The organism is Microcoleus sp. N3A4, assembly GCF_036701805.1.
Lineage (GTDB): Bacteria > Cyanobacteriota > Cyanobacteriia > Cyanobacteriales > Microcoleaceae > Microcoleus.
Genome location: NZ_JAUBRJ010000064.1, coordinates 17,837 through 40,449, shown reverse-complemented (window position 1 = coordinate 40,449; position 22,613 = coordinate 17,837). Strand labels below are relative to the sequence as shown.

Below are 22,613 nucleotides of genomic sequence, written 5' to 3'. Positions count from 1 at the left end.
CTCCTACAATCAACCTACTGTTGCTACTGTTGCATGATTTTGAATAACTGGTAGGTTATTTCTGCCTTGCTAGAGTAGAAACTTGGTTATTTTACTCTAAGTTTGACCTCAGTTCTTACTTTCCCATCTCAAATTTATCGGTCATTTTTTAGGAACTATTTCATTGAAGCTATAGCTATAGATTGGGGTTTAGCCACTTGTAAGTCTTCAATCAGATTATCAACCCACCCCTGATAAGAGATGTAGGGCACCTTAAAAACAGGTCTTAACTCTTCCCAATCCTCCACTTGAAAAAGATAGGGCGCTAACTGTTCTAAGTAGGAACGACCGAACTGAAATTCCATGTTGAGATTCCGAATCTTCGACAGTAATTTCTCTGAAATGGAAAGTTTTTCAAAGATATCTAATTCTGAAATACCCTTAACTGCCATGCTGTCTATTAACAAGACATAAAGCCTTTTGCGGGATGTTATATCCGGTAATAAATCAGCTTTAATACGCTGTAAAAATAAGTCGCGCTTCTGAATTTGTTCGGCAGTTAGCGTGGCATTGAAATATTGAATAAATGGATATTTTTCTCTTGTTAAGATACTTTCCGATACTTCTGCTGTCGTGCTTTTTTTTTACGAGCGATCGCCTCATAGGGATCTTCATCCCCTTCCGCATATTGCATCAACTCTGTCATAGACCAACCGATCGCATAGGCAAACTGGACTAACTTTTGCAATCTGGGATCGGCTTTGCCCTCGCTCCAGTTCACCAGCGTGTTGAATGAAACTCCTGTAATCCTTCCTAGTTCCCTAGAACTACCAACGCGCTCATCCTCCACCAACGCCTCTATTAACTGACCGAGACGTTTCTGGATTCCACTATCGAGTGCTAAATTTTCCTCTACTTTCGTTGACATTCCTGTTTTCTACTAGCTAAGGAGTTACCGCAGGCATAACTGTATCGCCTGTATTATACCAGAATAACTCGTTTTACAGTCAAGAGTATGATTCGCCTAACTTAATCTAAGCTCCAATCGCTAGCCTTAGACGGAATAATGATAGCCACTAATACTTTGACCCAAAACGTAACAATTCTTTACTTGATAAAAGTTATACTCGGCTATATGCTGGTTAAATGATAAAGACTTTTATCAGACCCTCTAAAAATTTTGCCTCACCCTAATCCTAGTCGGAATCGGAAGTGAGGCTATTCTACCAGTGGAAGAGATACAGTTGTACAGAAAAACAACCTTAGAATCCCCATTCTGATTTTTTTCTGAACTGGACTCTTCCCAGACATTAAACACCGACGGCTGTTTGACAGCGATAGCCACCGGACCTACTGAAGTTGTCATCTGACGAGAGAGTTAACTGCCAGATCGGGCAGACTCTTGACTGTACTTCCATCGACCGGACTTAACCGACTCTTGATGGCGGTACATCACATCTATCGGCCGACTTGTTGGAGCCGACTCTTGATGATGGTACATCTCTGGCCGACTTGTTAGAGCCAGCTTTTGATGATGGTACATCTCTGGCCGACTTGTTAAAGCTGCCTTGATGGTTTTTCCATATTAAACCATTAGAAGCACTGAATCAATAGGTATGTCTTAGAATTTCTAGTATTTAAGACATTTGCTGCTCCAACATTCGGCTTCCTCTACCCTTTGGAATAGGAGCCAAAATGCACTACAACGACCTAAGCACCCGCCTGTACCAGGGCTTGTCGCGGATTCCTCAAGACTGGCAACTCTGCTTGCTCGACGGCAAGAAAGTCCCTCAAGGCACGGGCTGGCAGCAAAAGCCACTGACTCCCGCCCAAATGAAAGAAGCCGTAACCAACGGCTGGACGGTAGACAAAGCCGATGGCACTCAATACCGCTGCTACCCCAAAGGCTACGGACCGATCGCCGGTACGCCAATTGCCGCCAACGGCGCTGCTTACGTAGTCATTAGGGTTGACGGCAGTTGACAATTTACCTAGATTTACCTAGACTTTGGTCACTGAATTCTCGGTAAATTGACAAACAAACTAATGAGCGTTGGAGCTTTTCAATAAAAAATGTAGCCTTTGAAGTAAAGCTTCGCCAGCGACGTTTCGGAAACAAAAAAATTGACTCAATAACTTGCAAATTCTGTGCAAAGCTATTAATATACAACCACATTGAGAGGTCGAATCAATGGCTACCATAACGTACTGCAAAGGCTTGCCCACGCCAGCAGACGAACTCAACGAACTTGGATTCACAGATTTCGAGATGTTTCTAGAAGCTTACGCCCCAATTTTTAGGGCTGCAAGCATTGAAACAGTCAACCACTTATTATTGAATACAGACTTCAAGAAATCTGACTGGAACACGCACCTACAGCAAACCTACGGCATCAATAAGCGCCACGCGAATGGCGTGATTAGTGCAGCCAAAGGTCGCGTAGATGGTGCTAAAGAGCATAGGATTTTACACATAAAAACTCTTGAAGGAAAGATTAGGTCTATTGGTGCGTGGATTAAAAAGGCTGAGCGTAAACTGTTATTAGCTCGTAAGTTTTATGCCAAGAAAAAATGGCAGAGTTCAAAGACGGGATGCAATTTTCCTATAGCTTGTTCGCTCCAACACAAATCTACTAATTGGCAGAATTTACGCCTTCAAATACACAATAAAAAGCGTAGACTGATTTTGTTGACCAACAGACTCGAACACTTAAGACTTAAGCCAATCAAAGTCTTCGTCCCTCACAGCGATATCTTCGTTGTCGGCTCTAAGGACGAATCTTTGGGAAATCAAGTCTCTCAGTGGAAGAGAAACAAAATAACGTTTAGAGTTCCCAAATGTTTAGAGTCACGATTCGGAAAGACTGTATCTTCCGAGGTTGGTGATTTCAATCGCAACATAAATAGATTGCCAGAATGCGGGGCTAAAACTTGGCACTTCTACCGCAAGAATGGGAAGTGGGTTATTGCCGTGCAGTTTACCCCAGCTCCCGTGAATCAAGTTTCTAGAAATAGGATGTACGGTTGTATTGGTATCGATATGAATCCTGGCTCTATTGGGTGGGTTTATGTTGATCCTGAAGGGAATCTCAAAGCCAAAGGACAGATTCCATTGCAAATGGGTTTGTCGAATGGCAAGCAGCAGGCTCAGATTGTTGATGTTTGTCTGCAACTAGCAATGAAAGCTGCGGAATTTGAATGTCCCGTAGTTTGCGAAGAACTTGATTTCTCCGTAAAAAAGGAATCTTTAGGAGAGAAAGGCAGAAAATATGCTCGGATGTTGTCGGGTTGGGCATACAGCGAGTTCTACAAGCAACTCAATTCTATTTTGTCGAATCGCGGAATTGAATTGATTTCAGTCAATCCAGCATATTCAAGCATTATCGGCTTGGTAAAATACCTGAGAATGTATGGCTTAGCCAGCGACGAATCTGCTTCACTGGTGATTGCTCGCCGAGCTATGAAACTAAGTGAAAGAATACCTCGCTCCTTAACCGCCTATTCCGAGGTGAACTCGGAAAAGCACGTGTGGAGCGAGTGGAATCAACTGAATAAAAAAATCAAACGTTCCGCTGTAATATCACGTCGCTGTGAGTATTATAGCGTTTCTAACTGGAGTTTCTTGGTCAACCTCGACCAGAGAGGAAGCGTAAGCGCTAAGAAAGAACGTTTAAAGCTTATACCGCAGAGCTTACCTAGGTTTGCCTAGGTTTTTCTAAGCGGCAATCAAAGACTGGCAAAAGCAAAAGAACTCAGAAACCGCGAAGACGGAGGAGAGTTGATAGCGATCGCTGACATTTACCCCCAGCCCTGCCACCGCCGCTACTGGGTGAGCGATCGCAACGGCCCCACAGAAGAGCGATTTACTTCGTAATGCGAGAAAACTTTGTAATTAGCAAACCCATCAACCTGACAAGCACGATGGACCGACCATAACAGGTGGAGACAGATCACCCCCATGTCTGGCAAGAAAATCTGCGATAATCAAAACCTTGAGGTTAATATAGACTCTAATAACCTTAGCAACAGCTCCTACGCGGAGCCAAAGCAATCGCAACGGTCACATAAGTCATCTACAGAACCCCGCCTCTGCCAAAGAAAATTCTACGAAGAATGCCCCAGTAGTGCAATCACAGATACAATCTATACGGCTGGAGTCACTGGTATGGATTTCTGGGAAATAAGCGAAACCAGTTTGAATGGTCGCAAAGATTTTTCCAAAGGTCGAGTTGAATTGCAAATCCGCGATCGTTTCGACCTAACAGACTTTGCTGAAATTGCCTATCAAGCCAAGGAAATTATCGCCCAGAACTTCGGAGAAGAAACCCTCAAACTGCACTATGCACTGGCAATGATTGCCTTCCGCAAGCCCGAAGTCGGGAGAGAGCAAATTACAGTATCAGCATCTAAACTCCTAGCTGACTTTGGTGAGAATAACAAAAAGAAACACTACATCCCAAAAGCCGAACGAGACGCCAATAGCCAGCCAGCCCGATACCTTTCTAAAGAAGAAAAACTAAGAGCCTTAGCCTATCATGGATATCTGCTAAAACGATTAGAAGTTTCCGTTAAAGCTTGGCGGATACGCAATAAAATATTTACTATTGAACACTCCAATCTCTGGGAGATTTTTCAAATTACCGAGGTGTTTCATCAAGAAAAAAACACCTTGATCGATATTGAAATCACTTATCGCCCTGGCAAATGGTTTGACAAATTTGCAGGTCACGAATACTTGCGGGAATTTGGCTACCTTACCAGCGAGGCGCTAAAACTAGATTATTACCAGGAAAAAATGGCTCTCAGACTGGCTTATTTTGCCCTATTTGCCCTGCAACAGCACAAAAGCGGTCGGTATCAAATAGAAACACTGCTGACGCGAATCGGGTATAAGAACGACATAGAGACAGCCAAGAGAAACGGAGTTACTGCCTCGAATTTAAAGCGCAGCTTCGATCGAGGGCTAAAAACACTGGGAAATTTTGAATACCCCTACCTCTTTGACTACGAGTCCGATGTCCCTGACTGGGCGTATCCAAACAGCCAAGTTAAAAAGCCCAATCACTGGTTTGAAACCTGGCTACAGCTTAACGGGACTTTACGCCAGCCAGAAGCGCTACCCAAACACCCACAACAACCCGAACCAAAACCAGAGCAACCGCAACCGCCCAAAAGACCCGCCCGCAAGCAGAAGTCAGCTCAGCCAGCAGCCAACCTAACCGAACCCATAGCTTTTGGTCAATGGGTGAGAGAAGCTCGGAAAACTATGGAAGAAAGCCTGAGAACAATGGCAAAAGAGCTGGGTATCTCAGCATCCCAGCTATCTCAGATTGAGAACGGCTGCTATCCACATACCATCAAGCCCAGCCTGAAAACCAAGATAATTCGTCACCTTGGCGTGAACTAACCTGACGGTCAACGGAGTACCGTTAGACCGCAGGCTTCTTTTTCCTTTTTTATAAAGGCTTTTTTGAGTGACGGAGTTCCCCCGCCACTTTCGTAGCTCAATCCAATTTTTCTAATAAGTTTAGCTGAGTTTTCATCTCGATCCAAGGATTCTCCGCATTGACAAGAATGCCAGCGCTCCGATAATTCTTTCGGAACTTTATTTAGGCAGTTCCAGCAATGTTGGGAAGTTCCCTTTGGGTCAACAAACAAAGCGCTTTTACCTAGCTTCCCTGCGACATATTTTAGGACGCTGGCAAATTGCCCGTGAGCAGCATCAAGCATGGATTTATTCAAACCCCTCTTAGCTGACTGACCGTTCGGCAAATAAACTAAATTGCCATTCTCAACATCAGTCTTAGGCTTGGCACGTCTAGTTAGATTTTTGACACTCAAATCTTCAACAACTAAAACATCACATTTACCGAATAGCTCATGTGCCGTTTTAAATTGAAAATCTAATCTAGCTCTAGCTACGAACTGATGGAGTTTGGAAACCTTGTCCTTAATAATCTTCCAAGGCTTAGAACCCTTAACTTTACTAGCTAATTTCGCTTGAAGCCTTGTCAATTTTTCAGCCGACTCCCTCAAGAATCTAGGGTTTTCAACTCTTTCACCATTAGAAAGATAAGCGTAATTAGTGATTCCCAGATCGATACCAATAGTATTTTCTTCAGTCGGCTGAATTTCTGCAACCGTTACGGGAACCGTCTTATCTTCTAGCGTCAAGGAAATATACCACCCATCCGCTTCTCTGATGACACTGCCCGTCTTAACTTTGAATCCTGTTGGTATTGGGCGATGGAACGCCATCGGCACTTGACCTATCTTTGCAAGATTAATACAAATCCTATTTTGCTCATCCTTGATAATGTCAACATTATTCAGTTGAGGGTACGTCAAAGACTTGTAGTAGTGAAACCCCTTGAACTTGGGCTTACCTCTGCGATTGCCATTCTTGTCGGGCGTAGTAAAGTTTGAAAAGGAAGTTTCCACTCTGTTGACGACATCTTGCAAAACCTGAGAATCCAACACTTTATAATCAGGAAACAGTTTCTTTGTGTTTTTCAGGTCAGCCCGTTGTATCGTCTGCCACTGTACATATCCGCCTTCAATGTTCGAGAAAACATCACCTTTCTTGGTCAAAGAATTACCTGATTCATCCTTTTTCCTGCCATCTCTAGTTTGCACTCTCGTCAAAGGAATATTTCGATAAATCTCCTCAACAGGGACTATAGAAATATTCAAGGGGCAAGCGTTTATGGGTGTCCTCGTGGCTTCCCACCACCTAAATCTTTCGCCGAGTCGGTAGTTGTACTGCCGACGACAAAGTTCTAAGTGAGCCACAATCGTTGTTAGTTGAGCTTTTGTGGGTTTGAGGCGGTATTTGTAAGTGAGTTGCATTTTTTAACTTCCTTTTTTCGACCTTTGCATAGTATAGTTTGTGTATGTCCAAAATGCAACACCAAAAATTACCATTTCAACACTTAGTAAACCATTTCAACACTTGGGAAATACATCGAAAATCAAGATGCTCCCGAAGATTGATTCATAGGGCTAAGTCTAATTGTCGGCTTCCGTACCTCCATCCGACGCTTCTGGACATCACGCTCGGTAATTTATTCGGGGTACTTCGCGCAGCGCTCAGATGTGTCCCCTCTAAATATACCGAGGGACTTCCCGGCTGGTAGTTAAATAGACCTCTTGCAAAAGTCCCCAATAAGGGCAATAGTGAGGTGATTGAGAGGAAAAACTGATGACTTACGAACAAGTGCAAAGCTTAAAGCCAGAAGCCTTCAAGAGATTCTGTGGCGTTGGGTCTACAACTTTTGCAGAAATGGTGTCAGTAAAGCGAACAACAGCAACTTCAGAAACTCAAACCCGGTCGTCCGCCTAAACTGAGCTTAGAAGATCAGGTACTACTGGCATTACAATATTGGCGAGAGTACCGTACCTACTTTCACATTGCTCAAAGCTGGAACATCAATGAATCGACTGCGTTCCGGATCGTGAGACATGTAGAGGACACATTGATTCGTTCAGGTCGGTTTAGCTTACCCGGAAAGAAAGCACTGCGACAACCTGACTCAGTTTTAGAAGTGGTTGTGGTCGATGTGACCGAAAGTCCAGTCGAGCGTCCAAAAAAAAACAACGACAAGTGTTTTCTGGCAAAAAAAAGTATCACACCTTGAAGTCACAATTAGTGGTCAATCAAAAGACGGGAGCAATTATCTGCAGAGCTTCGTGGTAAAGGCAGAAGGCATGACTTTCGACTATTCGAGACGAGTAAAGTCAGGCTAGCCGCTACAATTAAGCTTTTAGGTGACAAGGGTTATCAAGGAATTGGGAAACTTCATGCCAATAGTCAGATCCCTACTAAAAAGCCCAAAAGCTCTAATTTATCTAAGGTTCGACGGCAGGAAAACCGTACTCTGGCAACTCAACGTATTGTCATTGAACACGTCAATCGGAAACTGAAAATTTTTCGGATTCTGTCGGAACGTTACCGAAATCGCCGACGTAGATTTGGTTTACGCTTCAACCTGATTGCAGGTATCTATAACTATGAACTTAACCTTTCAGAATGACTTTTGCAAGAGGTCTATTGAGTAACTAGCCAACCAAAAGGCATCTTGCATCCAGCGGAAAGACTCCCAATTCAGGGGGTCTTTTTAGCTTTTTGAGCAGCAGAGTGTTTAAACCGCTAAACACCTAAAAAATTGGCAAATTTGCTTGAATCTATTATCTGACAATGGTTTCAGCGCCTAAACACTTTGGGGGTATTCGGAAAAGTTTAGGGGGTATTCGGAAAAGTTTAGGGGGTATTCGGAAAAGTTGTAAATTTGAAACCTTTGTCCTGTATAGCTTTCAGCGCCTAAAAATCTCCTGAGTAGTTTGAGTAGTTTAACGGAGTGTCACTAACCACAGCAGCCGAGTCAGACAGGCTAAGGATTGATTTCAAATTCTGCCCAATATAAAACGTGACGAGAGAAATTTATCTGAGGTGCTGGAAGCATTGCCGTCAAACCAAACGCACGGGAATTGCCCGCAGCCTTGCTGACATCAGAGAAACACCCCTACCCCTACGAAAAGCCCCCTCAACCCCGCCTAACCGCTTCCGGCTGCCCTTCCATTTGACCAACACCGGGGGTGTCCAATGACATCGCCCATCTCCCCCCTGTCCGAATGGCTGGCTTCAGGCGTAGACCCCGACCTCATCGCCCTCAACGTCCAAACCCTCTCAGGCGACACCCCCTACCCGTACCTCCTGTACGAAATCAACGCCGCCTCCGGCAGAGTTCACTCCGACGCACAATGGCGGTGGGCCAGAAAGCACTACAGCCACATCGAAGCTGGTGGCTGGTGGTGCTCAGGCCTTGACCCCCTCAACAACTGGCAACCCATGTATTGGGGCTGCTTCAAACCCCACCAGCCCCGAAATACCTTTGACCCCAAAGGCAAAATCAAACCCGTCAAATACGAACACCCCCCCAAAACCCCCACCAGAGCCTTTTTCCTGCAAGTCCCAGACCACATCTGGGCAAAAGTCGCAGCACGCTACGGTGTCCCCATCGACAGCTCAGACAGACAACTTGGCTTCTGGCAATGGGTATGGGACAACAACATCCCGGTCATCATCGTCGAAGGCGCAAAAAAAGCCGGATGCCTACTCACACTGGGCTACGCCGCCATCGCCCTCCCCGGTGTCACCGGCGGTGTCAGAACCAAAACCCCGCAAGGCGAAAAATGCGACCCCTACCTCATCCCCGAACTCCAACACTTCGCCACAGAGGAACGCGAAATATACATCTGCTTCGACTGCGACAACAAACGCCAAACCGTCCAAAACGTCAACCGGGAAATTGGCAAACTCGGTCGCCTGTTCACCGCCGCCAAATGCCCCGTCAAAGTCATCAACCTGCCAGGGCCAGAAAAAGGCGTTGACGATTTCGTGGTATCGAAGGGCTCCGATGCCTTCAGCGCCCTCAAAAATGAAGCACAAGGCTTCCAATTCTGGCTCGCTAGGGAATCATGGCTTTTAACCTATCCCGCTTCTTTAAGGCTAAATTCTCGCTATTTGGGAAAACTCCCCTATCCAGAGTCCGGGTTAGCCTGCATCAAAGCCCCCAAAGGCACCGGCAAAACCCAAGCCTTGACTAACTTAGTCTCACAATCCCTTTCCACAGGCGATCGCCGCGTGCTGATAATTACCCATAGGATTCAACTGGGTAGGGCTATCTGTGCCAGCTTAGGAATCAACTACATCGACGAAACTAGGGACTCAGCCGAGGGTCAACTGTTCGGATACGGCTTGTGCATAGACAGCCTCCACCCATTGTCTCAAGCTAAATTTAATCCTGAAGATTGGGAAGGTGCGATCGTCATCATCGACGAGTGCGAACAAGTCATCTGGCACGCCTTAAACAGTTCAACTTGCCGCGAAAACCGAGTCGCTATCTTGCAAACTCTGCAAGAACTCATCCACAATGTCTTAACAAGTGGCGGCTTAGTTGTTACCCAAGATGCAGATTTATCGGATTACAGCATAGACTACCTAATAGCCATAGCAGGTATTCCTATTTCCCCTTGGGTTGTTATCAATGAGTGGCAGCCAAAACGAGGGCGAGATGTGACGTTTTTTGCCACTTCTAATCCGGCTTCGGTGTATGTGCAAATGGAGCAAATTCTCTCTCAAGAAGTCACTTCATGCGACATTGAAAGCAGGGCTGAATGTTGCCCTATAGAGCCATACCGCCCGCGCATTATGGTTGTAGAAGACTCACAAAAAGTCACAGGCAAATGGTCTTGTCGCAACCTCGAAACGCAACTGCAACGCCGCTTCCCCAATCAGCGAATTCTTAGGATTGATAGCGAATCAGTAGCAGAGCCAAATCATCCAGCCTATGGCTGCATTGAGCAACTCAATGCCCAGATCCAAAACTACGATATCATCATCGCCAGCCCCACGATTGGCACTGGTGTGAGCATCAATATCCGAGGTTACTTTACAGCAGTTTTTGGCATCTTTAAAGGGGCGGTAGCCGTAAATGACGCTTTGCAAGCCCTAGCCCGGGTAAGGGATGAAAATGTGCCTTGGTTTGTTTGGACTCAACAATTTGGTTTCGGCAAAATTGGCAATGGCAGCGCTAGTTATCGAGCAATAATTAAATCTCAGCAGAAAATCATTAAAACTAATATCAAACTGTTGCACGGTGTGGATTTTGACATAGATATCGCTCACGACCCTGTTCACTTGCGGACTTGGGCTTTAATGGCAGCTAGAATCAACGTTGGAATGTGGAACTACAGAGAGGCTATTTTGGAGGGATTGAAGGCTGAAGGGCATCGGATAACATTGTGTCGAGAGACTCAATTACATCGGGAGATTAAAGTTATACAAATGCAACAATTGGCGGCTCACAATTGCCAAGACTGGGCTTTATTGGAACAGCTAACTGAGCAATCGCAAGAATTAGAAGAGGAGTTAGAAAGCTTAGAAACTGTGGCTAATTGTCTTAGTGATGAGGCAAAAATAATCAGAGAAGAGAATAAGGTTGCTGAGGCTTCAGGGGTTGCCAATGCTGAAAACATTACTCTGTCTGAATACCTGAAATTGAAGGACAAGCGGGCTAAGACGAAGCTAGAACTAGAGAAGCAGCGTAAATATCAACTGTGGGATACTTATGGAGTGCCTGTTACGCCCGAACTAAAACTCAGAGATGATGATGGCTGGTTGCCAAAAATTAGCCTGCATTATTATCTAACTTATGACCCTGAATTTGTCAGGTTGCGAGATAAAAATCACTTGGCTGGACATCAGGAAAGGGGTAAAGGTAAGGTTTGTCCCCAAGATTTGCGCTTACTTACAGCTAGGGTGGAAGCACTTAAGAAATTGGGAGTGATGGAGTTCTTTAACCCAGACAAAGAGTTTCGAGGGACTGACGCGCTTGCGATAGCTTTTGCTGAGCGGGTTAAGCTATGTTCTGTTGATGTGAAAGACTTTTTGGGCATCAGCGTCAATCCCAAGGCTTTACCAATGGAGGTAGTGCAGTATATTTTGAGGGGTAAGCTGGGCTTTACTTTGCGGCGGGTTCGCCAAGAAAGGTCGGAGGAACGAGATGCTTTAGGTAGGCAGAAACGTATTAGGGTTTACCAGTTTGAGTTTCCCCAGGATGGCAGGGAGGCGATCTTTGAGGTTTGGCAGCAGCGGGATAAAGAGGCAGTTTCTTCGCTGGAAGCTACTACTCAGTGTTTAGGAGAGGTTTCTAGTAGCACAGGGTCGGATAATAATATAGGGATATCTGAGGGTGTGTTTTCTCAGGATTTGCCTCAACAGATTGATCGGGTGGGAACTCCCGGCACAGGGTCGGATAATAATATAGGGATGTCTGAGGTTGTGCCGCCTCTTGGTTTTCCTCAACAAAATAATGAGGTGGGAACTGTTGGCACAGGGTCGGATAATAATATAGGGATGTCTGAGGGTGTGTTTTCTGAGGATTTCCCTCAACAAAATAATGAGGTGGGAACTGCTGGCACAGGGTCGGATAATAATATAGAGATATCTGAGGGTGTGTCGCCTCTGGATGAGGAATGGGCTCACACTACTCAAGTGTTCGGAGTGGAAGCTGCGCCTGGGGAGACATTAACAACTGAAGAGATGGGAATTGTAGCTTCATATCAGGCGATAGAGCCGGAAACTCATGCTATTCCCACTTATGAGGTAAAAGTACCCCAAATAGCACCGTTTGAGCTGAAAGTTGGCTCGGTGGTGAGGTTCTGCGGTGAGGTTCAGAAATATGTCGTTAGAGCTGTTGCAGGGGCTCAGGTAATGGTGAAATCTCTGTTTTCGGGGCAATTCGTCAACACTTACGCACACCGCTTAGAGCTTGCAGAAGGGGGGACAGGATGAGTTATTTATGGCGAGCGCGATTGATGCTCAGTATTTATTCAGGAGTTGCCTGCTGCTCAACATACTTTTTAAGTTGCTCATTCGGTAATTGTCACTTCACCCATAACGAAAGCAGTAGCCACTTTATCAAATGCGCCGGAAAACCCCAACATCAACGAAACGGAGAAACAGATCCGCGCTTGGGGGAGTGAATTCGGTTGGGGATGAAAGGCGCAAAAAGTAAGTCAAATATCCAGTTAATGTCATGTAAACTTTTCGGGATTTTTGGTCGAATTCACAGATTCCGTATTAAGATGTAAAGAGTCTAAAAAATAGTAAATTGTCAATGGAAAAAGCTTACCGTTACAGATTTTACCCAACGCCCCAACAAGAAACCTTGTTGAGACGAACGGTAGGGTGTGTGCGGTTAGTTTACAACCGAGCCTTAGCACTCAGAACCGATGCTTTCTATACAGAACAGAAGCGGATTGGATATAAAGAAACTTCTGGCGCTTTAACTCAATGGAAAAAGCAGGAAGATTTGCATTTTCTCAAAGAAGTGTCCTCGGTTCCCTTGCAACAATCGTTGAGACACTTACAATCTGCCTTTAGTAACTTCTTTGAAGGTCGGGCGAAATATCCCAACTTCAAGAAGAAGCGAAATGGCGGTTCTGCAACCTTTACCAAGTCATCCTTTACCCTTAAAGAAGGTAAAGTATTCCTAGCAAAATGCGATGAACCACTCAATATTCGGTGGTCGCGTCAACTTCCAAGGAATTCTAATCCGTCATCAATGACGGTAAAACTTACACCTTCTGGTAAATGGTTCATTTCCATTTTGTGTGATACAAAAATAATGCCCAAACCCACCTCAATGAAACAAAATGGAGTGGATTTGGGCATTGATGCGTTAGTGACGACCAGTGACGGAATGAAGTTTAACAATCCCAAGTCACTGCTCCAAGCGCAGAAAAAACTCAGGCGATTAAATAAAGCTTTAGCACGAAAGCATAAAGGCTCTAATAATCGCCATAAAGCTCGATTGAAACTAGCGGGTATTCACGAAAAGATTGCCAACATCCGCAAAAATAACTTGCACAAAATAACGTCTCAACTGATTACCGAAAACCAAGTAATTGTGGCGGAGACGTTAAATGTGAAAGGGATGTTGAAGAATCACAAATTGGCTCAAGCGATCTCGGATGCGAGTTGGGGAGAATTAATCCGCCAATTAGAGTATAAAGCTAATTGGTATGGTCGTACTTTCATCAAAATTGACCAGTGGTTTCCCAGTTCAAAACGGTGTCATTGTTGTGGGCATATCATTGATAAATTGCCCTTAAAAATACGGGAATGGGATTGTCCTAAGTGCAATACCCATCACGACCGAGATGAAAATGCCGGGAAAAATATTTTAGCCGCAGGACTTGCGGTGATAGCCTGTGGAGCGACTGTAAGACCAAACTCCTATAAGGATGGCGGCGGGTGCCTTGAAGCAGGAAGTAACAGTCGTGAGGCTGTAAAAACTCGGAAGCGATCCAAAAGTTCCGAGGAATCCCCACCCTCAAAGATCTTGGCACGCAGTGCTAAGTATACGGGTGGGGAGGATGTCAAGGTTCCATCTAGCGTGCCAAGTTAGGGGTGAAATGACAGTAATGTCCGATTAATTTTTGATTAACTTTTACAGCACTTCCGGATGTTATGAGGTACAGTAGCAGCAATTAGTAAACCAGTTTTTAAGATGTTTCGGATTAATTAAGTCAAGAGCCACAGCAATTATCCTGTCAACCATTTTAGTGCTGGTTGGTGAAAACTGTCGCAATAAAGATTTGAGTTGCGACCACCATAATTCAATTGGATTAAAATCAGGAGAGTATGGGGACAAACACAAGATAGAAGCACCCACCGCTTCAATCATAGTCTTAATTGAATCTACTTTATGCGCTGGTAAGTTATCAATTCACGTCTACTGCTCCCGACCACAATTGTGGCACTAAACATTGATCGATAAATACCTCAAATGCTTGGCTATCCATCGAGTTGTCAATGGTCATTAATGCCACTACTTGCGTGAGACTAATTGCACCAATTACTGTGACTTTTTGGCCTCGATAAAAAGGTTTGACCGCATAGGCTCGCTTTCCCTAGTTGGGAACGTGCATGACTTCTGCTTAAACCTAGCAATACTCCAGTTTCATCTAAAAAGACTAGATTTTTTGGGTCGATATGCTTGACTTTTTCCCAATACTCTAATCTTAATTTCATGACTCTTTCAGTACCGGCTTGGCTACTTCTCACGGTTTTTTTTTACGATTTAATCCCAACTTTTGTAAGGCGTTACACATGGCTGTTCTACCAACCCAATTTCCGGTCTTCTGGGCAAATAACTCACACAATTCTAGTAAGGTTGCATCGGGATGTGCTGCCACTATTTCTCTCAAAGAAGCTGTGGAATTATTCAAATGACTGTATCTCGGTTTCCCGCTGGGTTTCGGCTGTAAATTACCCTCGATTTTTTGTTGCTTGACCAGTTTTTGAACTAAGCTTTTACTGACGGAAAATATCGCTGCTGTTTTTCTGATCGACAGCTTCTGCTCGATATGGGCTGCTACTATTTTGGAGCGCAAATCTACTGAGTATGCTTTCATTGGTATATTATTTTTAGTCAATTCTATTGTACCTCATAACATCCGGAAGTGCTGTAATTACCTGGATAATTTTGAATGTCACAGCTTGGAAGAATCATTGGGACCCCTACCCTTTCATTTTGCTGAACTTGATGCTGTCGTTTCAGGCAGCTTATACCGCTCCTATTGTGATGATGAGTCAAAATCGCGCTGGAGATATTGATAGAAAACGCGCACAGCAAGACCTAGATTGCGATCTCCAGGCGTTTTTATAAATTCAATTAGTGCATGAGATACTTAATAAGTTTGAGGCAGAAGAGTTAATAGACTTAAAAGCTAGACTTGAGCGGATAGAAGGATTGCTTCTGGATGTCAAAAATAATTCCCGTTCTCTGTAGCTGGTTGCTCTACACCCCCTAATAACAAAACACGGAAACCAACTACTCAAACAGGAAAGCGATCGCAAGTCCGTATCCCGGCTTTACCCCGCCCAGGTTTCCAAACCTGTTGCGATCGCTCTTCAATAAGAAATGCTAGCAGTAGTGGGGTCAGCTTTTTGGGAAATGAAAAGCGCGATAGTCGTATTTGTTCTTGAGCGAGTACAAGCTGCTCTTGATTCTGTCGAACTTCTCTGACAAACGCCAGCGTTTTATTAGTTTATGGGAATTTGTATGATAAACTCACTGCCCCGTCCTGGCGTACAAATACAGTCAATCTTACCCCCATGTTTTTCTACCACAATTGACCGGGAAATAGACAGCCCCAATCCCGTGCCAGCCCCAACTGGTTTTGTAGTGAAGAATGGATTGAAAATGTGCTCTTTTACTGATTCTGATATCCCCGGGCCATTATCAGAAATGTGGATTATAACTTGAGAAGAAGGTGAACCCAACTCCTCCTTATCGTCCTTGTCGCCATTTCCGATTTCCCATTTCTCATTCCCCACTTCAGTTTTAATCGTAATCACATTGCGATTAGCTTTAATCTTTTCATAGCTCCACCCTTGATTGTATTCTTCCATTGCATCTATAGCATTGGCAATAATATTCATAAATACCTGATTGAGTTGTCCGGGATAGCATTCTACTGGGGGCAATTTTTCGTAGTGTTTAATCACCTCAATCTCTGGACTCTGATTGTTAGCTTTCAAGCGGTGTTTCAAAATCATTAGCGAACTATCAATGCCGTCATGAATGTTGAAAGGCACTTTTTTGTCGATATCGCTGCGCGAGAAAGTTCTCAAAGAGGTACTAATATTGCGGATGCGTTCTGTTCCTTCTTTCATTGACTCGACAAGTTGAGGTAAGTCTTCTCTCATAAACTCTAAGTCGATTTTCTCTATATACTTACGCAGCATCTCGCTAGGGTTTGGTAGTTCGGCTTGATAAAGTTCTAAAATCTTCAACAGTTCTTGGATATAGGTTTCTACGTGATAGAGATTGCCATCAATGAAGCCGACGGGATTGTTAATTTCGTGGGCAACACCCGCCACTAATTGCCCAATAGAAACCATTTTCTCACTTTGAATTAATTGAGATTGTGCTTGGTGCAATTCCTTAAGGTTTGCTTTCAGTTTTTGGACGTACTCCAAGGTTCTGTTGATAGTAACTTCTAAATCATCAAAGTCAATTGGCTTAGTTAAAAAGTCAAAAGCCCCCCGATTCATTGCGGTTCTAATATTTGGCAAGTCACCGTAGGCTGACACTACTACTGTTTTGATAATGCCGTCAATTTCAGAGAGCTTTTCTAGCAAAGTCAGCCCATCCATTTCGGGCATATTGATGTCAGTTAAGACGATTTCAACAGGGGCTTCGGCTGCTAATTTTTCTAAGGCTTCTTTACCATTGCGAGCAAAAATAAATTCTAATTCATGGGCGCGGATACTTTTACGAAAACGCTGTTTAATTAAACGCTCCAAGCTAACTTCATCATCAACGACTAGAATTTTTGTGGTCATTTTCGTACCTGTTATATATTTAAGAATTATTCGTTTTTGGCAAGCTTATGATAAATTGTGTTCCCCTGCCCTGTTCAGTGTCTAGTTGGATGCTGCCCCGGTGTTGCCCTACAATGATGTCGTGGGTGAGCGATAGCCCTAAACCTGTGCCTTCTCCAGCCGGTTTGGTTGTAAAGAAGGGATTAAAGATTTTATCTTGAAGTTCTGACTCAATACCTATACCGTTATCAGCAATTGTAATTTCAACAGTTTCGCCGCGATTTTCTGTCTTCACTATTAAGGTAGGGTTAAAAGAGTCACCAAGTTCCTGTTTCTTAGTATGCACCGCGTAGCAGGCATTGTCAATCAAATTGATGAAGGCGCGGCTGAGATCGGAGGCTATTAATTCTAGTTGACCGATCGCACCATCATAATTAGTTTCTATTGTTAAGTTGAATCGATTATCTTTGGCCCGCCTGCTGTGATAAGCTAAATCAACTGCTTGAGCTAGGAGTTCGTTCAAATCGGTCAATTGGTATTGACCGCTTTCTGTACGAGCGTGCATCATCATACTTTTAATAATGTTTTCGGCTCTTTTCCCATGAAGATTGATGTCGCTAGCATTGCCTTTAAGTTCTTCTAAAATGTATTTGATATTTTCGAGAGATTCTGTGTCTAATTTATCAGAATTGTTCTCGATTTCTTCTATCAATTCCTCAGTTAACTGGACGCTAGATTCGGCAAAGTTATTAACGAAATTGAGAGGATTTCTGAGTTCGTGGGCAACTCCGGCGGTAAGAGCTCCTAAAGAGGCGAGTTTTTCTTTGGCGACAATCTGCTTTTGAGCTGCTTTGAGTTCAGCCGTTCTTTCTTCTACTTTAGCTTCTAGGGTGTGGGAATATTCTGCTAGTTGCTGATTAGCGACTGCTAATTGCTGGTTGCTTTGCTCTAAGTTGCTATACAAAAAGGCATTTTCTAAGGAAATGGCAGATTGGAGACAGAGGATGTTTAAGATTTCTGTGCGCTCTTTTGTAAAGGCTCCGGTTGTGATGTTATTTTCTAGGTAAATGACGCCGATTAGTTTGCCTTGATTGAGAATGGGAGAACACAATATTGATTGAGGTTGGTGCTGTTGGATATAAGGATCTGCGGCAAATTTTGAGTCGTTAGCAGCGCTGTTTAAGACCAGGTTTTGTTTGCTCCTGACGACATAGTTGATGGCTGAAAGCGGCAGCAATTCATTAGTCAGAGGGATTTGCTGTACTGTTACTACTTCTGGGCTAAGAGCGCTGACTTCTACTGTGAGTTGGCTTTGTTGCTGCAAGATCAGATAACCTTTTTGGGCTCCCGCATTTTCTATTAAAATTGTCATTAATTTGCTGAGTAAGCTTTCTAAGGCAAATTCGCCGGAGAGTGCTTGCGCGGCTTTCATAATGCTGGCTAAGTCTAATACTGCTGAACCCCTCGAAGTTGAGTTGGTTGCCCGGGTTGAAGCAGTTACTCTAGTTACTTCTATGTCTGAAATTTCAGGGTTTGAGGTGCGGAAAATTAGCTGGGGGTAACGTTCGTCTAAGTCTGTGACTTTGGCTGTTGCTCCCCAGCGAATGTAGCCGTAGTAAGCTTCTGTTATGTAAATTTTGGCAATTTTTTCTCGGCCGATCGCGATATAAAATTCGGCGGCGAGTTCGTTAGCTAGGGCTTCTTCTTGGATGTAGCCGTTGTTTTTAGCTCCAGTGATGGCGCGATCGTAGTAGTCTTGAGCTTTGAGGATATCGCCGGAAATTCGCGCTTTTTCAGCCTCTACTAGATCGTACTTATGCTGATAGTTAACAGGGGCGTGGTGCGCCCAGTGCTGCATTTTTTGCTGGTTTTCTTCTACTTGGAGTAGATATTGTTGTTGTTCGGTGGAGTTAGCATTAGAATAGTGACCGAGGAGGACAAGCGAATAGTAGAGGTAGTGTGCAACAAAATACATTGTTCCTAACCCACCCCCAGCATATTTCATAGCAAAAGTAGCCTGTTCAATAGCCTGAGAGTAATTTTTAAATAAATAACAGAGGATTGTTTTAGAAACATAAGCAAAAAACAGCGTCATGCTATTATTTGCGGCTTGAAAATATGGCATCATTTCTGTTTCATCAAAACTGTCTCCTATTAAACTATATTTATTGGTTACGCAGGATTGTAAATTTAAAGTAAGCTGGTGGAATAGTTGGATATTAGTCCTAAAAAAATCTAGTTTGAGTTGCCTAGTTAAATCAATGTATGACGATTGCTTTTGCGCTACAAATTCTAGTGGCTCCCCAACCCAAAAAACATGATTAGAATAGTTAAGCGCACAAACACCAGCATATTCATAATCTCCTGTCTCTAGCCCGCTTTGAAATCCCTCTAGTAAGGAGACTAGAGTCTCTCTAGCGGGTTCTTTCCAATGTCGTATCAAGCCGTTAAATGGTGCATATACTTTACTTTTAATTTGTTTTGCTTGAAATTGCTCCAACAGTCTTAAAGCCAATTGAGCAGAATAATATCCAGCATCCAGGTTTGATAAAGGCCCACACAAAATCATGCCGTAATCAACATATGCAAAAGCTGCTAGTGCCGAATTACCATATTCAACACAAAGACTAACCATCGTCAAAATTACCTGAAAAAAAGTTGTAGGCGATGTTATATAAGCAGCAGCCGCAATATTCATGAAAATCCGCATGGCTGCTAATTGATAAAGATTTGTCATCACAGGCAAAAATTCTAATTCTTCCAGCTTAGGTAACTCAACGACGCTACTGCCATCATTGAGTAGTGGAGATAGTGTTACTCCCAAAATTTCTACTACAGAAAGTCCCATTTCGATGGCTTTCACTAATTGGTTTTGTGCAATAGCAAACTGGATTTTTAACTCATACACCTTTATCTTATCCAGCAGACTTGTAGCTTGCTGCAAAACAATTTCTACCAGTTTTTCTGCTTGCTCAAAATTAGTGTTTAAATATTCCGCTTCTGCCGCTTCTACATGAAGGTTAAGCGTCAATTCATAATGACTCTGCCAGCTATTTTCTGGCAACAGTTCTAAACCAACCGTTAAATATCTAACAGCCGCATCAATTGCTGTAGATGTTTTCGCTTTCTTCCCCGCTTTCAAATTCAGATTAGCTAGTTCCTCTTTTTCCGAGGACTCTGTAATGAATTCTCTCCCAATATTAAGCTGATTGACTATATCAAAAATTGTTTCTTCTAAGGCATAATTTGCAGTCTGCTGCAACAGCAATTGACCGATTTTTAAATGAGTAACTTTTTTCTGATCTTCAGGAATAAGGGAATAGGCAGCTTGCTGTACTCTGTCGTGGAGAAACTTATACCCAACTCGAAACTCTTCAAGGGGAGTTGCATCTTGCTCAGAGGGGTCAAGCAGTAACGGTATTTTATAGTCTTTACTCAAAGGTAACAACAAACCTAATTGTAACGCTTCCCACAGATTATCTGCTATGCCAAACTGAGATTTTTCACTGACTATTGCCAAGACATCTAAATAGAAAGAGTTGCCGATACAAGCAGCTAATTTTAAGGCTTCTTGAGTAGCTTCTGGGAGTTTTTGTAAGTTTCTGGCTACTAATTGGACAACGTTGTAATCGGTAATGCCGATCGCTTGTATTTCCTCTAAGTTCCACAGCCAACGCCCTTGCTTAAAGTCAAATTGCAACTGTTTTTCTGCATACAGAGTTTGCAGCAGTTGGTTCATAAAGAAGGGATTTCCCTGGGTCTTATTGAAAATGAGGCGGCTGAGTTCTTGCGATCGCTCTGAATCTTTTAAGGTGTCGGCTATGATTAAGTTGACTGTGTTGAGCGTTAAAGGTTGGAGGACAATATTGTTAACTGTTGCTTGAGTTTTTTGTATTTCTTCGAGGGTTAACATTAAGGCATGGGTGGGACTGACTTCGTTATCGCGATAAGCTCCAATTAGCAATAAATAATCGCTATCAGCGTCAGTCATTAACAGTTGGATTAACTTGAGTGAAGCTAAATCAGCCCACTGCAAATCATCAAGAAATAAGACGAGGGGGTGGGATTCTTTTGTAAAAACGCTAGTAAATTGTTTAAAGACTAAGTTGAAGCGGTTTTGAGAGGCGGTGGGTTCGAGTTGCGGGACTTCTGGTTGACTACCTATAATCAATTCAACTTCGGGAATCACATCGATGATGACTTGACCGTTGACACCTAATGCCTCTAAAAGTTCTGATTTCCAAACGGCTATTTGTTCAGCAGTTTCTGTTAGCTGTTGGCGGATAAGTTCAGAGAAAGCTTGAATGATGGCTGCATAGGGAATGTTGCGCTTGAATTGGTCAAATTTCCCTGCGGTAAAGTAGCCCCGTTGTCGGACGATGGGTTTATGGACTTCCTGAACAACACTGGTTTTCCCAATGCCGGAGTAACCGGAAACGAGCATCATTTCCACCCCTCCTAGCCCCGGTTGAAGAGGGGCACTGACTCGCTCAAATGCTTCTAGCAATGCTGCAACTTCTGATTCCCGCCCGTAGAGTTTTTGAGGAATGAGAAATTGTCCCGATTTATCTTTTTCACCAGGGGTGAAGTGAGGGATACGTCCAGTTGCTTGGAGTTGGTTTAAGCATTCTTCTAAGTCTACTTTGAGTCCTTGGGCGCTTTGATAGCGGTCTTCAGCATTCTTTGCCATTAATTTCATGACAATAGCACTGATAGTGTTATGAACTTCGGGGTTTAGTTGCTGAATGGGTGTCGGATTTTTGGCGATGTGGCTGTAAACTAATTCTAATGGGTCAAGGCTGGTAAAAGGAAGTTGACCAGTTAGCATTTCGTAGCAGGTGATACCGAGAGAATAGAAATCAGTGCGATAGTCTAAAGTGCGATTCATTCTCCCAGTTTGTTCGGGAGACATATAGGCAAGAGTGCCTTCAAGTTCGCTGGGGTTGTTAATAGTTGGAGTTTCTCGACCCAGACGAGTGGAAATGCTAAAGTCTATGAGTTTCAGTTGCTTGGTAGTAGCATTAATGATGATGTTGCTAGGTTTTATATCTTTGTGGATGATGCGGTGTTGGTGGAGTTCGGTAATGCCGGTTGCAAGTTGCAGGGCGATGCTGAGAAATTCTTTGAGGGTTGGTTTTTTGGCGGCTAACAGTTGCTTGAGAGACGTTCCTCCCAAGTCTTCCATGATTAGGGCGTAGCTATTGCCTACATTTTCTAAGTTGTATGTTCTGACAACGCCTTCTAAGTGTAAGTTTTGAGTTATTTTATATTCGTGTCTGAGGCGAGTAATATCTTCTATAGTAGGGAATTCGGCATTTAATGTTTTAATGATGACTTGGGTGCGGTCTTTTTCTCGGATTCCTCGGTAGATGGCGTTCTTAATTCCCACTTGGACTGGCTGGGCGATGTGATAACCGGGAAGGACGAACATATTGGAATCTCCTGTACCGATAGAAGCAAGTTGTCGATTCAGTATATCTAATTTTTGGGGAAAGTAGGAATGCGATTGAGATTTTGGCGTTGCTGATTTACGGTAGAAACGGCTAAATATGCAATCCTCAAAACTATTGTCCACAAATATTCTGGGTTTTTGTATGGTTCCTTTTCGTACCTTGATTAAGCAACGCCGAAAACTGTTATATTCACCACTAGCACAAGCCCCCCAGGGGCTTTAACCCCTATCTATTTACTTACGTAAATATACTGAATTTATAAAGATTCTCTAAAGTAGCTGTCA

Annotated in this window: 13 protein-coding genes and 1 pseudogene; 7 read left to right on the top strand and 7 right to left on the bottom strand. The window is 43.5% G+C overall.

Annotation, left to right across the window (positions count from 1 at the left end; genetic code table 11):
- Positions 1-155: 155 nt before the first annotated feature.
- Positions 156-431 (bottom strand): lipase, encoded by a 276-nt coding sequence (locus tag QUA56_RS27955; protein ID WP_333364623.1) that lies wholly within the window; start codon positions 429-431, stop codon positions 156-158.
- Positions 432-583: 152 nt separating this feature from the next.
- Positions 584-907: a transcriptional regulator gene (locus QUA56_RS27950; protein WP_333046225.1), complete on the bottom strand. Its 324-nt coding sequence runs from the start codon at positions 905-907 to the stop codon at positions 584-586.
- Positions 908-1,674: 767 nt separating this feature from the next.
- Here QUA56_RS27950 and QUA56_RS27945 point away from each other — a divergent pair.
- From QUA56_RS27945 to QUA56_RS27935, 3 genes are all read left to right on the top strand, one after another.
- The gene (locus QUA56_RS27945) at positions 1,675-1,962 is read left to right on the top strand and encodes a DNA primase (protein WP_333364620.1); all 288 of its coding nucleotides are present in this window, start codon (positions 1,675-1,677) and stop codon (positions 1,960-1,962) included.
- A gap of 208 nt (positions 1,963-2,170) precedes the next feature.
- A complete protein-coding gene (locus tag QUA56_RS27940; protein ID WP_333364617.1) occupies positions 2,171-3,688 on the top strand; it encodes a hypothetical protein in 1,518 nt (505 codons plus the stop codon).
- Positions 3,689-4,144: 456 nt separating this feature from the next.
- On the top strand, positions 4,145-5,386 hold the full coding sequence (locus tag QUA56_RS27935; protein ID WP_333364614.1) for a helix-turn-helix transcriptional regulator: 1,242 nt from the start codon (positions 4,145-4,147) through the stop codon (positions 5,384-5,386).
- Between the two features lie 8 nt (positions 5,387-5,394).
- Here QUA56_RS27935 and QUA56_RS27930 read toward each other — a convergent pair whose 3' ends face one another.
- Positions 5,395-6,828, bottom strand: coding sequence for a transposase (locus QUA56_RS27930; protein WP_333364612.1), 1,434 nt, complete (start codon positions 6,826-6,828; stop codon positions 5,395-5,397).
- Positions 6,829-7,180: 352 nt separating this feature from the next.
- Here QUA56_RS27930 and QUA56_RS27925 point away from each other — a divergent pair.
- The 3 genes and pseudogenes from QUA56_RS27925 to QUA56_RS27915 all read left to right on the top strand — a co-directional run bounded on the left by QUA56_RS27925 (position 7,181) and on the right by QUA56_RS27915 (position 13,952).
- Positions 7,181-8,012 (top strand): annotated as a pseudogene (locus QUA56_RS27925) (IS5 family transposase).
- Between the two features lie 569 nt (positions 8,013-8,581).
- Positions 8,582-12,334 (top strand): plasmid replication protein, CyRepA1 family, encoded by a 3,753-nt coding sequence (locus QUA56_RS27920; RefSeq protein ID WP_333364609.1) that lies wholly within the window; start codon positions 8,582-8,584, stop codon positions 12,332-12,334.
- A gap of 325 nt (positions 12,335-12,659) precedes the next feature.
- Positions 12,660-13,952, top strand: a complete 1,293-nt coding sequence (locus QUA56_RS27915) for an RNA-guided endonuclease TnpB family protein (protein WP_333364606.1) — start codon at positions 12,660-12,662, stop codon at positions 13,950-13,952.
- Positions 13,953-14,012: 60 nt separating this feature from the next.
- Here the strand turns inward: QUA56_RS27915 and QUA56_RS36950 are convergent, their stop codons facing one another.
- Together QUA56_RS36950 and QUA56_RS27910 are read right to left on the bottom strand one after the other, a co-directional pair.
- Positions 14,013-14,273: a transposase gene (locus tag QUA56_RS36950; RefSeq protein WP_445242957.1), complete on the bottom strand. Its 261-nt coding sequence runs from the start codon at positions 14,271-14,273 to the stop codon at positions 14,013-14,015.
- Between the two features lie 334 nt (positions 14,274-14,607).
- A complete protein-coding gene (locus QUA56_RS27910; protein WP_333207437.1) occupies positions 14,608-14,961 on the bottom strand; it encodes an IS630 transposase-related protein in 354 nt (117 codons plus the stop codon).
- Positions 14,962-14,987: 26 nt separating this feature from the next.
- Here QUA56_RS27910 and QUA56_RS36945 point away from each other — a divergent pair, with 26 nt between their 5' ends.
- Positions 14,988-15,215: a DUF1003 domain-containing protein gene (locus QUA56_RS36945; RefSeq protein ID WP_445242956.1), complete on the top strand. Its 228-nt coding sequence runs from the start codon at positions 14,988-14,990 to the stop codon at positions 15,213-15,215.
- A gap of 377 nt (positions 15,216-15,592) precedes the next feature.
- Here QUA56_RS36945 and QUA56_RS27905 read toward each other — a convergent pair whose 3' ends face one another.
- Together QUA56_RS27905 and QUA56_RS27900 are read right to left on the bottom strand one after the other, a co-directional pair.
- Entirely contained in the window at positions 15,593-16,897 is a 1,305-nt protein-coding gene (locus QUA56_RS27905) for a response regulator (protein ID WP_333364604.1), read from the bottom strand.
- 19 nt (positions 16,898-16,916) lie between these two features.
- On the bottom strand, positions 16,917-22,451 hold the full coding sequence (locus tag QUA56_RS27900; protein WP_333364601.1) for an ATP-binding sensor histidine kinase: 5,535 nt from the start codon (positions 22,449-22,451) through the stop codon (positions 16,917-16,919).
- Positions 22,452-22,613: the final 162 nt, after the last annotated feature.

What these genes read in the sequence shown, in the direction of transcription:
- QUA56_RS27955 (WP_333364623.1), bottom strand. Translation starts at nt 431, where the DNA reads ATGGCAGTTAAGGGTATTTCAGAATTAGATATCTTTGAAAAACTTTCC.
- QUA56_RS27950 (WP_333046225.1), bottom strand. Translation starts at nt 907, where the DNA reads ATGTCAACGAAAGTAGAGGAAAATTTAGCACTCGATAGTGGAATCCAG.
- QUA56_RS27945 (WP_333364620.1), top strand. Translation starts at nt 1,675, where the DNA reads ATGCACTACAACGACCTAAGCACCCGCCTGTACCAGGGCTTGTCGCGG.
- QUA56_RS27940 (WP_333364617.1), top strand. Translation starts at nt 2,171, where the DNA reads ATGGCTACCATAACGTACTGCAAAGGCTTGCCCACGCCAGCAGACGAA.
- QUA56_RS27935 (WP_333364614.1), top strand. Translation starts at nt 4,145, where the DNA reads ATGGATTTCTGGGAAATAAGCGAAACCAGTTTGAATGGTCGCAAAGAT.
- QUA56_RS27930 (WP_333364612.1), bottom strand. Translation starts at nt 6,828, where the DNA reads ATGCAACTCACTTACAAATACCGCCTCAAACCCACAAAAGCTCAACTA.
- QUA56_RS27920 (WP_333364609.1), top strand. Translation starts at nt 8,582, where the DNA reads ATGACATCGCCCATCTCCCCCCTGTCCGAATGGCTGGCTTCAGGCGTA.
- QUA56_RS27915 (WP_333364606.1), top strand. Translation starts at nt 12,660, where the DNA reads ATGGAAAAAGCTTACCGTTACAGATTTTACCCAACGCCCCAACAAGAA.
- QUA56_RS27910 (WP_333207437.1), bottom strand. Translation starts at nt 14,961, where the DNA reads ATGAAAGCATACTCAGTAGATTTGCGCTCCAAAATAGTAGCAGCCCAT.
- QUA56_RS27905 (WP_333364604.1), bottom strand. Translation starts at nt 16,897, where the DNA reads ATGACCACAAAAATTCTAGTCGTTGATGATGAAGTTAGCTTGGAGCGT.